11 protein-coding genes are annotated in these 12648 nt (G+C 74.7%); 7 read left to right on the top strand and 4 right to left on the bottom strand.

Annotation, left to right across the window (positions count from 1 at the left end):
- Positions 1 to 711, top strand: coding sequence for a copper homeostasis protein CutC (locus ACFQ9Z_RS28985; RefSeq protein WP_383025223.1), 711 nt, complete (start codon positions 1 to 3; stop codon positions 709 to 711).
- A 176-nt stretch (positions 712 to 887) separates the two neighbouring features.
- On the opposite strand, the gene ACFQ9Z_RS28980 is transcribed toward ACFQ9Z_RS28985, so the two are convergent.
- Positions 888 to 2984, bottom strand: a complete 2097-nt coding sequence (locus ACFQ9Z_RS28980; RefSeq protein WP_383025220.1) for a HelD family protein — start codon at positions 2982 to 2984, stop codon at positions 888 to 890.
- A 342-nt stretch (positions 2985 to 3326) separates the two neighbouring features.
- Between ACFQ9Z_RS28980 and ACFQ9Z_RS28975 the strand changes: the two genes are divergently transcribed.
- A complete protein-coding gene (locus tag ACFQ9Z_RS28975) occupies positions 3327 to 3509 on the top strand; it encodes a hypothetical protein (protein WP_383025217.1) in 183 nt (60 codons plus the stop codon).
- 144 nt (positions 3510 to 3653) lie between these two features.
- Entirely contained in the window at positions 3654 to 4718 is a 1065-nt protein-coding gene (locus ACFQ9Z_RS28970; protein WP_383025214.1) for a glycosyltransferase 87 family protein, read from the top strand.
- On the opposite strand, the gene ACFQ9Z_RS28965 is transcribed toward ACFQ9Z_RS28970, so the two are convergent.
- Positions 4670 to 6319 (bottom strand): DNA repair helicase XPB, encoded by a 1650-nt coding sequence (locus ACFQ9Z_RS28965; RefSeq protein ID WP_383025209.1) that lies wholly within the window; start codon positions 6317 to 6319, stop codon positions 4670 to 4672. The two genes, ACFQ9Z_RS28970 and ACFQ9Z_RS28965, sit on opposite strands and share 49 nt — an antisense overlap.
- Positions 6320 to 6467: 148 nt before the next feature.
- On the opposite strand from ACFQ9Z_RS28965, the gene ACFQ9Z_RS28960 reads away from it, so the two are divergent.
- Complete coding sequence (locus tag ACFQ9Z_RS28960) at positions 6468 to 7031, top strand: hypothetical protein (protein WP_383025202.1); 564 nt, start codon at positions 6468 to 6470, stop codon at positions 7029 to 7031.
- Positions 7032 to 7448: 417 nt separating this feature from the next.
- Here ACFQ9Z_RS28960 and ACFQ9Z_RS28955 read toward each other — a convergent pair whose 3' ends face one another.
- A complete protein-coding gene (locus ACFQ9Z_RS28955; RefSeq protein ID WP_383025198.1) occupies positions 7449 to 9980 on the bottom strand; it encodes a helicase-associated domain-containing protein in 2532 nt (843 codons plus the stop codon).
- 121 nt (positions 9981 to 10101) lie between these two features.
- On the opposite strand from ACFQ9Z_RS28955, the gene ACFQ9Z_RS28950 reads away from it, so the two are divergent.
- Together ACFQ9Z_RS28950 and ACFQ9Z_RS28945 are read left to right on the top strand one after the other, a co-directional pair.
- A complete protein-coding gene (locus tag ACFQ9Z_RS28950) occupies positions 10102 to 11094 on the top strand; it encodes a hypothetical protein (RefSeq protein ID WP_383025195.1) in 993 nt (330 codons plus the stop codon).
- Positions 11095 to 11236: 142 nt separating this feature from the next.
- On the top strand, positions 11237 to 11866 hold the full coding sequence (locus tag ACFQ9Z_RS28945; protein ID WP_383025192.1) for an HAD family hydrolase: 630 nt from the start codon (positions 11237 to 11239) through the stop codon (positions 11864 to 11866).
- Here ACFQ9Z_RS28945 and ACFQ9Z_RS28940 read toward each other — a convergent pair.
- Positions 11830 to 12093 carry a hypothetical protein gene (locus tag ACFQ9Z_RS28940; RefSeq protein ID WP_143630993.1) on the bottom strand — a complete coding sequence of 88 codons (264 nt, stop codon included), beginning with the start codon at positions 12091 to 12093 and terminating at the stop codon, positions 11830 to 11832. The two genes, ACFQ9Z_RS28945 and ACFQ9Z_RS28940, sit on opposite strands and share 37 nt — an antisense overlap.
- 161 nt (positions 12094 to 12254) lie before the next feature.
- Here ACFQ9Z_RS28940 and ACFQ9Z_RS28935 point away from each other — a divergent pair, with 161 nt between their 5' ends.
- Complete coding sequence (locus ACFQ9Z_RS28935) at positions 12255 to 12638, top strand: cold-shock protein (RefSeq protein WP_143630994.1); 384 nt, start codon at positions 12255 to 12257, stop codon at positions 12636 to 12638.
- Positions 12639 to 12648: the final 10 nt, after the last annotated feature.

Here is a 12648-nt window from a genome sequence, read left to right as displayed (position 1 = left end):
ATGAGCAAGCGTGCAGTCCTGGAGGTGATCGCCCTCGACATCGAGGACGCGGTCGCCGCCCAGGCCGGAGGCGCGGACCGCCTCGAGCTGGTCACCGAGATGGCGGCCGACGGACTCACCCCGCCGGCCGCCACCGTCGCCGGCGTCCGGGCCGCCGTCGACATCGACCTGCGCGTGATGCTGCGGCTGGCGGACGGCTTCGCGGCCGGTGACGTGGACCGGCTGGTCGGAGTCGCGCGGGAGATGCGGGACGCGGGCGCCGACCAGTTCGTGCTCGGGTTCCTCGACCCGGTGGGCGGGGTCGACCTGGCCGCGGTGGAGCGGCTGGTGGCCGCGCTGGACGGCTGCCGCTGGACCTTCCACCGGGCCATCGACCGCACCGCCGACCGCGACGCCCTGCGCCGCCGGATCGCCGGCCTGCCCGGTCTGGACACGTATCTGACGGCCGGAGCCGCGACCGGCGTGGACGACGGCCTGCCGACCCTGGTCGCCGAAGCGGCGCTCTGCGGCGAGCCCGGCTACGAGCAGCAGATCATGGTGGGCGGGGGACTGCGCCTCGACCATGTGCCGCGGCTGCGCGCCGCCGGGATCGAGGCGTTCCACATCGGCGGTGCGGCCCGCCCCGACGGCTGGCTCGGGCCGGTCTCGGCGACGGCGGTCGAGCAGTGGCGGTCGGTGCTCGACGAGGACGCGGCCCTGGCCAGGTCCTAGTGACCTGAGTCGGAGGTTTGCCCGGCCCCGGCGGACGCGGCTCCGCCGAGCGGCCCCGGCGGACGCGGCTCCGCCGCCTGCCGCGGGTCAGGGCGCTCCGGTGGTGGCGTGCCCGGCCGGGCGCCGTCCGCCGTCCGCCGCCCGTCGCATCCGGGGCGGCGGGACGGAGCGGGACGTCAGCGCGCCTGGTCGGCGAGCTGCCCCGGCAGCGGGGCCGTGTGCGTCACGATCAGCCCGGACACCGCACGGGTCAGGGCCACGTACAGGCGGCGCAGTCCGGTCCGTTCGTCCGGCTCGCCGTCCACCACCGCCCCCGGCTCGTCCAGCACGACGTAGTCGTACTCCAGGCCCTTGGCGAGGGAGGCCGGCACCAGGGTGAGCCGGGTCTCGCGGGTCGTCTCCTCTCCCGGGGCCAGGTGGGCGATCCCGGCCGCGGCCAGCGCCTCGGCGAGCACCGGGACACGGGCGTCCGCGGCGATCAGGCCCGTCGACCCCTCGTTGCGCAGCAACTCCTCGCAGGCGGCGACCACTTCGGCCGGCCCGTCGATCGTGCGGACCTCGAAGAAGCCCGGGTTCTCGCGGACCGAGGCGACCGGGGTGAGCCCCGGCGCGATGTGCGGGAGCAGCCGGGAGGCGTACGTGATGACGTCGGTCGGGACGCGGAAACCGGCCGTCAGCTCCTCGACGACCCCCTCGCGCTTGCCGAGGTGGGCCAGCGCCTCCTCCCAGCTCCGGGTCGCCCACGGCGTGGTGCCCTGCGCCAGGTCGCCGAGGACGGTCGCGCTGCCGGTGGTGCAGCGGCGCCCCACGGCCCGGTACTGCATGGGGGACAGGTCCTGCGCCTCGTCCAGGACGACGTGGCCCAGCGAGTGCGTGCGCTGGATCAGGTCGGTCGCCTCGTCGATCAGCACCGCGTCCGCCGCCGACCACTTCGCCGACTTCACGCTGCGCACCGGCCTGGCCCACAGGATGGTCTTCTGCTCGTCCTCGTCCAGGAGCCCCTCGGCGTGCTCGGCGAGGAAGCCGGCGTCGGTGAGCAGCCGCAGCACCAGCTTCGCCGGGTCCACGGCCGGCCAGATCTGCTTGACGGCCGCCTTGACCGCGCTGTTGCGCGCGACCGCGTCCTGCACCCGGTCGTCCGGCGCCTCCCCGGAGCGCTCCATCTGCACCAGCACCGCGTGCGCGATCCGCTGCGGCAGGGCCTCGCGCGCGGCGCCGTAGCGGATGTTGCGGTCCAGCAACTCGCGTACCAGCTCCTCCAGTTCGTACGCCGGGACGCGCCAGCGCCGCGAGCCGCGCACCACCACGACCGGCTCGGTGGGCATGCTCACGTGGGAGTACAGGGCCCGGCGCAGCACCTCCGCGAGGCGGGCGTCGCCCTTGACCACGGCGGCGGCCGCGTCGTCCGCGCCGCGCACCTCCACCTGCGCGACCAGGTCGTCCACGGTCGCCTGCTGCACCGTCAGCTCGCCCAGCGCCGGCAGGACCTGCTCGATGTAGTGCAGGAAGGACCGGTTCGGGCCGATGACCAGCGTGCCGGTGCGCGCGAGCCGCTCCCGGTGGGCGTAGAGGAGGTAGGCGACCCGGTGCAGGCCGACGGCCGTCTTCCCGGTGCCGGGACCTCCCTGCACGCAGACGGTGCCGCCGAGCCCGCTGCGGACGATCTCGTCCTGCTCGGGCTGGATGGTGGCCACGATGTCGCGCATCGGGCCGACGCGCGGCCGCTCGATCTCCTGCTGGAGCAGTTTGCTGGTGGTGGCCGCCTCCGCCGGGTCGGACAGGTGCTCGTCCTCGTACGCGGTGAGGTCGCCGCCGGTGTAGCCGAAGCGGCGGCGCAGCGCGATGTCCATCGGGTTCTTCTTGGACGCGCGGTAGAAGGGCTGCGAGACCGGGGCCCGCCAGTCGATGACCATCGGGTCGCCGTCGGCGTCGTGCACGTGCCGCCGCCCGATGTAGAACTGCTCGCCCTCCGCGCCCTCGGCCTGCGACGCGCCGGGGGCGTGCAGGTAGTCGAGCCGGCCGAAGAACAGCGGGGTGTCGCTGAGGTCGGCGAGCGCCTTGATGCGCTCGTCGATCTGGTGGGCGAGCACCGCGGCGTTGACCCAGTTCGCGGTGACGTCGCTGATGTCCAGCGCCTCGACGTCCTCGCGCATGGCGCGCAGGGCCGACCGGGACGAGGCCAGGTGCGAACGCTCCCGGGCCAGCGGGTCGTCGAGCGGGGCGTCCCGGCCGTCGAGCGGGCCGTCGAGCTGTTCGTGGGCGGGCGTGGACAAGGGGGTGCCTCCGGGTGGGCCTGCTGCGTGGCTACGACGTATGCCGTCGGTCTTCGGGCCGGCGACGATGCCGTCCGGTTTCCGGCCGGGCGGCGGCACTCCGAGAGGAGGCGGGCAAGAGCGGAGATTTTAGGTGAGGGAGGGGGTCAGGAGCCAATGGATTTAGGTCCGTCCGATGCTCTCCCCTTCCCGCCTCGGCCTTTCTCTCCGCACTGTGGTCCCTTAAGGGAAGAGATCGACCTGTTGTAGGGGTGCGCTCCACCCCGAGGGCTACGCGCGGCTTGCTGGAATTGGACCCCGAGGCCGATTCCGGACACGCGCCCCGCGTTCCACCATGGAGACATGAGTGCAGCGACCATCTCTCCAGCCCCGATCCGGCCGCCGTCCGGCGCCACGGCCTTGGACGGCCCCCATCACCACCCCCTCGGCAACGTCCTGCGCGCCGTGAAGGTGTTCGCGGAGGCCGCGTTCGAAGTCGTGATCCTCGGCGAGTACGGCGAGGAGGCGGGCATACGCCGCAAGTGACGGCATAGGGTCACCTCCGTGCGGAAACGGACGGTGAAGCCCCTCCTTGCCCTGCCACCTGGTATCCCCTCACTCCTCCCGCCGCTTCTCCTGGCGGTCTCCCTCTGCTCCTTCGCCGCCCTGTGCCTGCTGCAGCGGGCCCCTATGGCCGATGTGCTGGTCTACCGGGCCGAGGGCGCCGCGGCCCTGCACGGCGGCGACCTGTACGGCTTCACGGTCACCCACTGGCGGCTTCCGGCGACCTACCCGCCCTTCGCGGCGACCCTGTTCACCCCTGCGGCCTGGATCGCGGCCCCCGTCCTGAAGGCGGCGTTCCTCGCGGGCAACGCGCTCCTGCTCGCCGGGCTGGTCACTCTCTCCGCCCGACTCGCCTCCCACCCTCCGCCCCTGCCTCCGCCACTCCTCTGCACGGCCACCGCCCTGGCCCTCTGGCTCGAACCGGTCTTCCAGACCGTCCTCTTCGGCCAGATCAACCTCGCCGTCACCTGCCTGGTCCTGTGGGACCTGACCCGCCCCCCGGGCGCCCGGGGAAAGGGCCTGGCCCTCGGTCTGGCGACCGGCGTCAAACTCACCCCGGCGATCTTCATCGCCTACCTGCTGCTGAGGGGCCGCATGCGCGAGGCGGCCACGGCGGCGGCGGCCTTCACCGCCACCGTCCTCCTCGGCGTCCTGCTGCTCCCCGCGGCGAGCGCCGAGTACTGGACGCGGCGGCTGTACGAGACCGGCCGGGTGGGCAAGGCGTGGATCGTGGACAACCAGTCCCTGCAGGGGCTGATCGCCCGCGCGCTGCACGATCCGGCGCCGGGGCCCGGCTGGATCCTCCCGGCGGCGGCCGTGGGCGCGGCCGGCCTGTACCTGGCGGCCCGCGCCCGGCAGGACCGCCACGGCGTCCTGCTGGCCGCGCTCACGGCCCTGCTGATCTCGCCGATCAGCTGGTCCCACCACTGGGTGTGGTGCGTGCCGCTGCTCGCGGTGCTGCTGGCCGACGGCCACGCCCTGATCGCGGGCGCGACGGCGGCCGTGTTCACCGCCCGCACGCTGTGGCTGGTGCCCCACCAGGGCGACGACGACCTGCGCCTGTCCTGGTGGCAGCAGCCGCTGGCCTCGCCCTACCCGCTGCTGGGGCTCGCGCTGCTGGCGGGCGCGGCGTTCACCGTGGCTCAGCCGGTGCCCTCGGCCAGGATCTCGTCGGCGTCCACGATCCGGTAGGAGTAGCCCTGTTCCGCCAGGAACCGCTGGCGGTGGGCGGAGAAGTCCTGGTCGATGGTGTCGCGGGCGACGACCGAGTAGAAGTGGGCCTGGTGGCCGTCGGCCTTGGGGCGCAGCACCCGGCCGAGCCGCTGGGCCTCCTCCTGGCGGGAGCCGAAGGTGCCGGACACCTGGACGGCGACCGTGGCCTCGGGCAGGTCGATGGAGAAGTTGGCGACCTTGGAGACGACCAGCACGCTGATCTCGCCCTCGCGGAAGGCGTCGAAGAGCTTCTCGCGCTGGGCGTTGGAGGTCTCGCCCTTGATGACCGGGGCGCCCAGGTGCTCGCCCAGCTCGTCGAGCTGGTCGATGTACTGGCCGATGACGAGGATCTGCTGCCCGGCGAACCGGCGCACGATCGCCTCCGTGACCTTCCGCTTGGTCGCGGTGGTGGCGCAGAAGCGGTACTTCTCCTCCGTCTCGGCGGTCGCGTACGCCAGCCGCTCGGAGTCGGTCAGGTTGACCCTGACCTCGACGCAGTCGGCCGGTGCGATGTAGCCCTGCGCCTCGATCTCCTTCCAGGGCGCGTCGAACCGCTTGGGCCCGATGAGCGAGAACACGTCCGACTCGCGCCCGTCCTCGCGCACCAGGGTGGCGGTGAGCCCCAGCCGCCGCCGCGCCTGGAGATCGGCGGTGAACTTGAAGACGGGCGCGGGCAGCAGGTGCACCTCGTCGTAGACGATGAGCCCCCAGTCACGGGAGTCGAAGAGCTCCAGGTGCGGGTAGACGCCCTTCCGCCGGGTCGTCAGCACCTGGTAGGTGGCGATGGTGACCGGGCGGATCTCCTTCCTGGTCCCGCTGTACTCGCCGATCTCGTCCTCGGTCAGCGAGGTCCGCTTCACCAGCTCGTGCTTCCACTGCCGGGCGGAGACGGTGTTGGTCACCAGGATCAGGGTGGTGGACTTCGCCTGGGCCATCGACCCGGCGCCGACCAGCGTCTTCCCGGCGCCGCAGGGCAGCACGACGACACCGCTGCCGCCGTGCCAGAAGTTCTCCACGGCCTGCTTCTGGTACGGGCGCAGCGCCCAGCCGTCCTCCAGCAGGTCGATCGGGTGCGCCTCGCCGTCCACGTACCCGGCGAGGTCCTCGGCCGGCCAGCCCAGCTTCAGCAGCGTCTGCTTGATCTGCCCGCGCTCGGAGGGGTGCACGATGACGGTGTCCGGATCGATGCGGGCGCCGACCAGCGGGATGATCCGCTTGGACTTCAGCACCTCCTCCAGCACCGGGCGGTCGGTGGTGGTGAGCACGAGTCCGTGCGCGGGGTGCTTGGAGAGGGTGAGACGGCCGTACCGGTCCATCGTCTCGGCGATGTCCACGAGCAGCGCGTGCGGCACCGGGTAGCGGCTGTACTGCACCAGCGCGTCCACGACCTGCTCGGCGTCGTGCCCCGCCGCGCGCGCGTTCCACAGCCCGAGCGGGGTGACCCGGTAGGTGTGGATGTGCTCGGGGGCCCGCTCCAGCTCGGCGAAGGGCGCGATGGCCCGACGGCAGTCGTCGGCCCGCTCGTGGTCGACTTCCAGGAGCAGGGTTTTGTCCGACTGGACGATAAGCGGTCCGTTCACCTACGCACTTCCCTTCCGCACGGCCAAACGTCCAGTGTGCCCTACCAACGGGTGATCGCGGCGTGGCCACCGCAACCCTCGGCGCCCGCCGCCGGTCTTCACCTGCGGGTCCGGCGCGGGGCGCGGCCCGGTGAGGGAGGTCGGGGCTATGTCGGTGGGCAGGTGGGGGACCGGTCTGGCGGCCACGGGGGTACTGGTGGCGACCGGGGTGTGGGCGATGGGGCAGGGCGGCGACGGCATGCAGGGGCGGACGGGCGCCGACGGACGGCTGTGGCGCGAGGTGCGGCCGGTCATCGAGGCCCGGCTGGTGGCCGATTCCCGGGGCGGCGGGTACGGGGAGGCGGTGCCCGGTCTGCGGGCGCGGTGGTTCTGCCGGGCGCAGGCGCGGGACCTCGACGAGCACGACGGCCTGGTGCGGGCGGGCGTGAGCACGCTGTGCCTGGAGTACGGGGTGCGGGCGGGCGCGCTGCTGGAGTGCGGCGGCGCCCAGGGCCCGCAGGTGCTGCGGCTGCGCCGGGACACGGGCGCGCCGGGCGGCTACCGCGTGGTGTCGGCACTGCGGCCGCCGGACGGCGCGGGGTACGGGCAGTGGGTGGACGCCAACTTCGGCCACCGGGCGGACCCCGGCGACTCGATGCCGGCCGGCGCCCTTGAGGCCACCGCCCGCGACCACTTCGACCTGCCCGTGAACGCGCCGGTCCGGGGCTGCTGAGCGGCTCCCGGCCCGACGCCCACCGGCTTGGCCCCGCACACGGGCGCCGGCGCGGGCCCCGGCGTCACTCCGGGCCGGGCTGCCCGCGGACGCCCAGCGTTTCCGAGGTCCCGCCCGCGGGCGCTCCGTGCGGGGTCACCGGCCGGGGCTCAGGGGCCGACACGCGTCGGGCGTCGGCTTCGGCAGGCGCACAGGCGCACAGGCGCCGGTTTCGGCGACCGGACGCTCTCCGGCGTTTCGGTGGCCCGTCCGCCCGCGAGCGCTCTCGCGCGGGGCCGTCGGCCGGCTCGCGGACCGGCGCGCCCCGCGTCGCCGTCGGCACCGGTCTCGCTCCCGGCCGGGCCGCCCGTGGACCCGCGGTCCAGGACCGCTGACCGGACTGCGGGGCGTGCCCCGGACTGCGGGGCGTGCCCCGGGTCACTCCTCCAGCTCGGCGACCCCCGTGATGCGGTGCAGCGGATACGTCCGCACCTCGTCGGCCGTGTGGTCGTACGCCGTGACGAAGCCGCCCTCGACCCGGATCGGGGCGATCACCCGCTGGCTGGCGCTGCCTTCGGCGTTGACGTAGCCGATCCACAGCGCCTCGCCGGTCAGCACGGCGGCCTGCACGGTGGCCAGGGTCTCGGCGGGACCGGTGCGCGGCAGCTCGCCCCGGGCCGGAGCGGTGCCGGTGGCCTTGCGCGGCGCGGTGGCGGCCAGGTCACCGGCCCGGATGGCCCGGATCGCCGCCGAGAGCAGCGTGGCGTCGGGCGGCGGCGGGCCGTCCGGCACCGGCTCGGGCGCGGTGCGCGGCGGAGTGCGGTGGGCATGGGCGCGGGCGATGAGCACGTCCCCCTCGGCGGACTCGGCCGCCGGCGCGTAGCCCATCGCGCGCAGGCCCTCCAGCAGGGCCGCCGGGTCCGCCTGGGTGGCGAGGACGGTCGGCGCCAGCCGGCGCAGCCGCAGCGCGGCCGACCGCTTGTCGGCGAGGATCTCGTTCAGCAGGGCGTCGTCGTCGCAGCGCACGTACGCGGAGGCCGCGCCGACCCGCAGGTGGCCGTGCCTGCGGGCCACGTCGTCGATGAGGTAGGCCAGTGGCTGCGGGACCGGCGTACGGGAGTGCGCGGTGAGGAAGGCGTGCAGGTCGGCCGCGGTCCGCCCGGCGTCCAGCGCACGGCGCACCGAGGCGGGCGTGAAGCGGTAGACGGTCGCCCCGCCCTTGGACTCGACGTCCGCGAGGACCCCGAGCGTCTCGGCGAGCGGCCGCCGCAGCGGGCCCGGGGCCACCGCCGTCAGGTCGGCCTGCAGCAGTACGTGGTCCAGGGGCTCGGGCAGCAGCGGCGCGAGCAGCCGGGCGGCGGCGCCGGCGGCGACGGCCTGCTCGGCGGCGGTCGGCGGCTCGGCCGGTGCGGCCGGGCGGTGGTGCACGGGCAGCTTGTCGCCGGGACCGGCGGACTGCCTCCCGCCCGCCGTCTGTTCGGCCGCGGCCCCGCCCAGCAGCGCCCGGCCGTGCGCGGACAGCGCACCCCGCCCGGTGACGCCGAGCAGTTCCGCCTCCGCCAGGGTCCAGCGGGCGAGCCGGGAGCGCAGGTCCTCCTCCCCGTCCGGCCGGGGACCGCGCAGCGGCCGCTCCCAGCGCAGCCGGGCCAGGACCGCGTCGGCGGCCGGCGCCGCGCCCGCCGGGAGCTGGGCCAGCAGGGTCAGCACCCGGCGCCGTACCTCGGGCGCCGCGGACCGGTCGAGCCCCGGCCCGAGCGCGGACAACGTACGGTCCTTGGCGTCCCGTCCGCCGATCAGACCCGGTGTCCGGGTCGCCGTTAGCCAGGCCTGGGCCAGCCGGGCCCAGCGCTCGGCCGGCGGCAGCTCCAGCCACTCGTCGTGGGCGGGCGTGGCCGCGTACCGCTCGTCGGCCTCGCCGTCGGAGGCGAGCAGGCCGGCCGCGTAGGCCAGCTCGACCCAGAAGGCGGCGACCGGTTCGGACACGTCGAGGGCGACGGCGGTCCGCTTCAGGTCCCGCACGCTCAGACCGCCGGCCCGCAGCACCGCGGGGCCGCCCTCGTCCCAGTCCTTCAGCAGCTCCTCGACGGTGGCCAGCGCGGTGTACGCCTGCCCGGCCGCGGTGGCGTCCACCACCTGCGCACCGTGCGTGGAGGCGGGCTCCACGGCGGGCGGCCGCGGCTCGGGCTCGCGGTGGGCGCGGCCCTCGCGCAGGTGCAGCGCCACCTCACGGGGCAGCACCACCGTGCCCGGCGCGGTCGGCAGCAGCAGACCGCGGTCGAGCAGCCAGCGCAGATGGGCCGCCGGATCCGGCGTGACCTGCCCGTACGGCGGCCCCCACACCAGCCGGGACAGCACCTCGCGAGAGGCTTCCGGGGCCTGGGAGAGCAGCTTGGCCATCTTCCTGCGGTCCGTGAACAGGGCGGTCAGCGCGGCCACCGCGGAGACCGAGTCGTGCGTGGAGGGCAGACCGGCGCACGCGACGATCTCCTGGATCCGCCCCGGCGACATGCCCGACGTGGCCTCCTGCACACTCGGGCCGAGACCGGTGGGGGAGGGGTGCTGCGCGGAGGGCGCGAGCAGTTCCTGCGCGGTGCGCACCAGCCGCAGCCGGTCCTCGTCGCCCCACACCAGCGCCCGTTCGCGCAGGGTGGCGACGGCGCGGGGCAGCGCGGCGGCGACGGCCGGGTCCCCCGTGTCGCCGGCCATCAGACCGTGCAGCGTGCCGTACGACGCCGGGTCCGGAGCCACCGCGAGCGCCTCCGCCGTCTGCAGGGCGAACCGGTCCAGCCGTTCCAGCGCCCGCAGCACCGAGGCGCGGGTGCCGGCGCGGGTGGCGAGCTGGGTGAGATCGGTGGGCACGGGGGTGATGAGGTCGGGGCGGCTGCGCAGCAGCGCGGCCAGCGAGGCGTCGTCCCTCATGCGGAGCGATTCGGCGAGGGACCGGGGGGCTGAGTTGGCCTCGGGGCTCATCTGACCCACGTTAGCGGGTGCCGTGCCGAACGCCGGGCGGCTGTTCGGCGCCGGTCTGCGCTACCGTCCTCAACGGGTCACATCGGCAAGGGGTTTCATCGGCGCGCCCCGGAGGGGTTCCGTGGGGATCGAGAGCGATCAGGTCGTCTACGAGTATCTGAGCCGCGTCGGGGACGTCGCTCAGCAACGGCAGTTGCCGTCGTCCACCCGGATGCGGCTGGTGTCACGACTGCGTGACGAGATCGACCGGCACCGCGCCAGGACGGCCGTGGACAGCCCGGCCGCCGTGCGCCGCATCCTGGACCGGCTCGGCACGCCGGACGAGGTGGTCGAGGCCGCGGGCGGCGCGGCGGCGGCCCCGCAGCCGCCGCCCGCCGCCGTCCCCGTGCAGCGGGAGACCGAGCCGGAGCCGGAGGCACGGCCCAAGGGGCTGCGCCGGGTCGTACCGCGTCCGCGCCCCGCCGAGCCGGAGCCGCCCGCCCCGCGCGCGGGCGCCTCGCCGCCGCACCTGGCGGCCGCGCACGAACTCGGGGACAGCGCGGCCCGTCCCGACTGGTGGCGGGTGGAGGACGGCCCGTTCGGGATGCCGGCCGGTGACGCGGTGCCGGGCTTCGTGGGCGGTGTGGAGATCCCCGACCTGCTCAAACGCCCCCCGAAGGACCCCGAGGAGGCGGAACGCCCCGCTCCCGAGGACCCGGCGGAGGCGACGGAGCAGGCAGAGCGGGCCACGGCTCCCACGCGCCGGCGCCTCTTCCTGCCGCTGCCCCGCCCGGCCGCCGGCTGGACCAACCCGCTCCTGCTGCTGGCCGCCGCCGCGCTGGTCGCGGGAGCCGTACTCGGGAACTGGTTCGCGCTGCTCCTCGGCTGGCTGATCGCCTACGGCTCCCGGCGCCTGACCCCGGCCGAGACCAAGTGGGCGGTACTCGTCCTGCCCGGCTCGGCGGTGGCGGCGGGCCTTGTCTGGCTGTGGGGCAGGAACACCGGCCGCTGGGGCGACCCCATCGCCCGGGGCCACATGAACGAGGCCCTCACCCAGACCTGGCCCTGGGTGGTCCGGGGCGCCGCGGTGGCCTCGGCCCTCTACCTGGTCTGGCGCTCCCAGCGCTCCCGCTGACCCCGCCCCCGCTCTCACCGCCCCCTGGCCGACCGCCCGCACCCGCCGACGGCGAACGCCCCCCACCGGGGCCACCCGCACCCGACCACGAAACCCGCCCGCGCTCAAAGGCGCACCGCCCCCCCCAGGCACAATGACCCCCATGACCCTCACCGTCGGCTTCGACCTGGACATGACCCTCATCGACTCCCGCCCCGGCATCCGAGCCTGCTACCTCGCGCTGTCGGAGCGGACGGGCACGTACATCGACGCCGACCTCGCGGTCACCCGGCTGGGCCCGCCCCTCGCGGACGAGCTGATCAACTGGTTCCCCGCGGAGCAGGTCCCGGCGATGGCCGATCTGTACCGGGAGATGTACCCGGCGACCGCGATCGCCGCGACGCCCGCCATGGCCGGGGCCAGGCAGGCGATGGAGGCGGTGCGGGCGGCCGGCGGGCGGACCATGGTGGTCACGGCGAAGTACGAGCCGAACGCCAAGCTGCACCTCGCCCACCTGGGTCTGGAACCGGACGTGGTGGTCGGGGACCTGTGGGCCGAGCAGAAGGCGCTGGCGCTGCGCGAGTACGGTGCGGGGGTGTACGTCGGCGACCATGTGGGTGACGTCCGCGGCGCCCGTACGGCGGGCGCCCTGTCGGTGGCCGTGGCCACCGGCCCCTGCGCCGGCGACGAACTGCGCGCCGCCGGTGCGGACGTGGTGCTGGACGACCTCGGCGCGTTCCCGGCCTGGCTGGCCGGCTACCGCGAGGCGCCCGGGGCGGCCTCCCTGGCCTGACGCCGTCCGGCGGCGACGGAACGCAGTATTCCCGCGCCGGCGATCAGGAAGCCGACGGCCATGAGCATGCTCAGGCCGAACATGAACGTCGGGAAAGGCTTCGTGCCGAGCAGCAGCGGGGCCATCGTGACGAGGGTGGCCACGGCCCCGACGAAGAAGACGATGGCGCCGGCGCGGATCAGTCCGTCACCGGGCCCGGCGGAATTCGGTTGGGTTTTGTCACGCACCGGACCAGGGTAGTTCCCAGCGCGAGAGAACAACCGGGGGACGTCTTGTCACCCGCCCGAAGACCATTAGCCTTGGTAGCGGCGGGTCACGGTCGGCCCGCTCTCTGCTATCGGCAGCCCTTTCCGAGCATTTTCCGACGAGTACGAGGACGAGGACAGACGTGCCCACCGGCAAAGTCAAGTGGTTCAACAGCGAGAAGGGCTTCGGCTTTCTCTCCCGCGACGACGGCGGTGACGTCTTCGTCCATTCCTCGGTACTTCCCGCCGGAGTCGACGCGCTCAAGCCGGGACAGCGGGTGGAGTTCGGGGTCGTCGCCGGGCAGCGCGGCGACCAGGCACTGTCGGTGACCGTGCTCGACCCGGCGCCCTCGGTCGCGGCGGCCCAGCGCAAGAAGCCCGACGAGCTGGCCTCGATCGTGCAGGACCTGACGACCCTCCTCGAGAACATCACGCCGGGCCTGGAGCGGGGCCGCTACCCGGAGAAGACCTCCGGCAAGAAGATCGCCGGGCTGCTGCGCGCGGTCGCCGACCAGCTCGACGTCTGACCCCGGCCGT

The sequence above is a fragment of the Streptomyces sp. NPDC056580 genome (assembly GCF_042793175.1).
Classification (GTDB): Bacteria; Actinomycetota; Actinomycetes; order Streptomycetales; family Streptomycetaceae; genus Streptomyces.
Note: the sequence above shows the minus strand (reverse complement) of the source record. Positions and strands in the feature narration are given on the sequence as shown.

Bases quoted from the DNA above. Each gene is read 5' to 3' on its own strand.
- ACFQ9Z_RS28985 (WP_383025223.1), top strand. From the start codon at position 1: ATGAGCAAGCGTGCAGTCCTGGAGGTGATCGCCCTCGACATCGAGGAC.
- ACFQ9Z_RS28975 (WP_383025217.1), top strand. From the start codon at position 3,327: ATGAGTGCAGCGACCATCTCTCCAGCCCCGATCCGGCCGCCGTCCGGC.
- ACFQ9Z_RS28970 (WP_383025214.1), top strand. From the start codon at position 3,654: ATGGCCGATGTGCTGGTCTACCGGGCCGAGGGCGCCGCGGCCCTGCAC.
- ACFQ9Z_RS28960 (WP_383025202.1), top strand. From the start codon at position 6,468: ATGTCGGTGGGCAGGTGGGGGACCGGTCTGGCGGCCACGGGGGTACTG.
- ACFQ9Z_RS28955 (WP_383025198.1), bottom strand. From the start codon at position 9,980: ATGAGCCCCGAGGCCAACTCAGCCCCCCGGTCCCTCGCCGAATCGCTC.
- ACFQ9Z_RS28945 (WP_383025192.1), top strand. From the start codon at position 11,237: ATGACCCTCACCGTCGGCTTCGACCTGGACATGACCCTCATCGACTCC.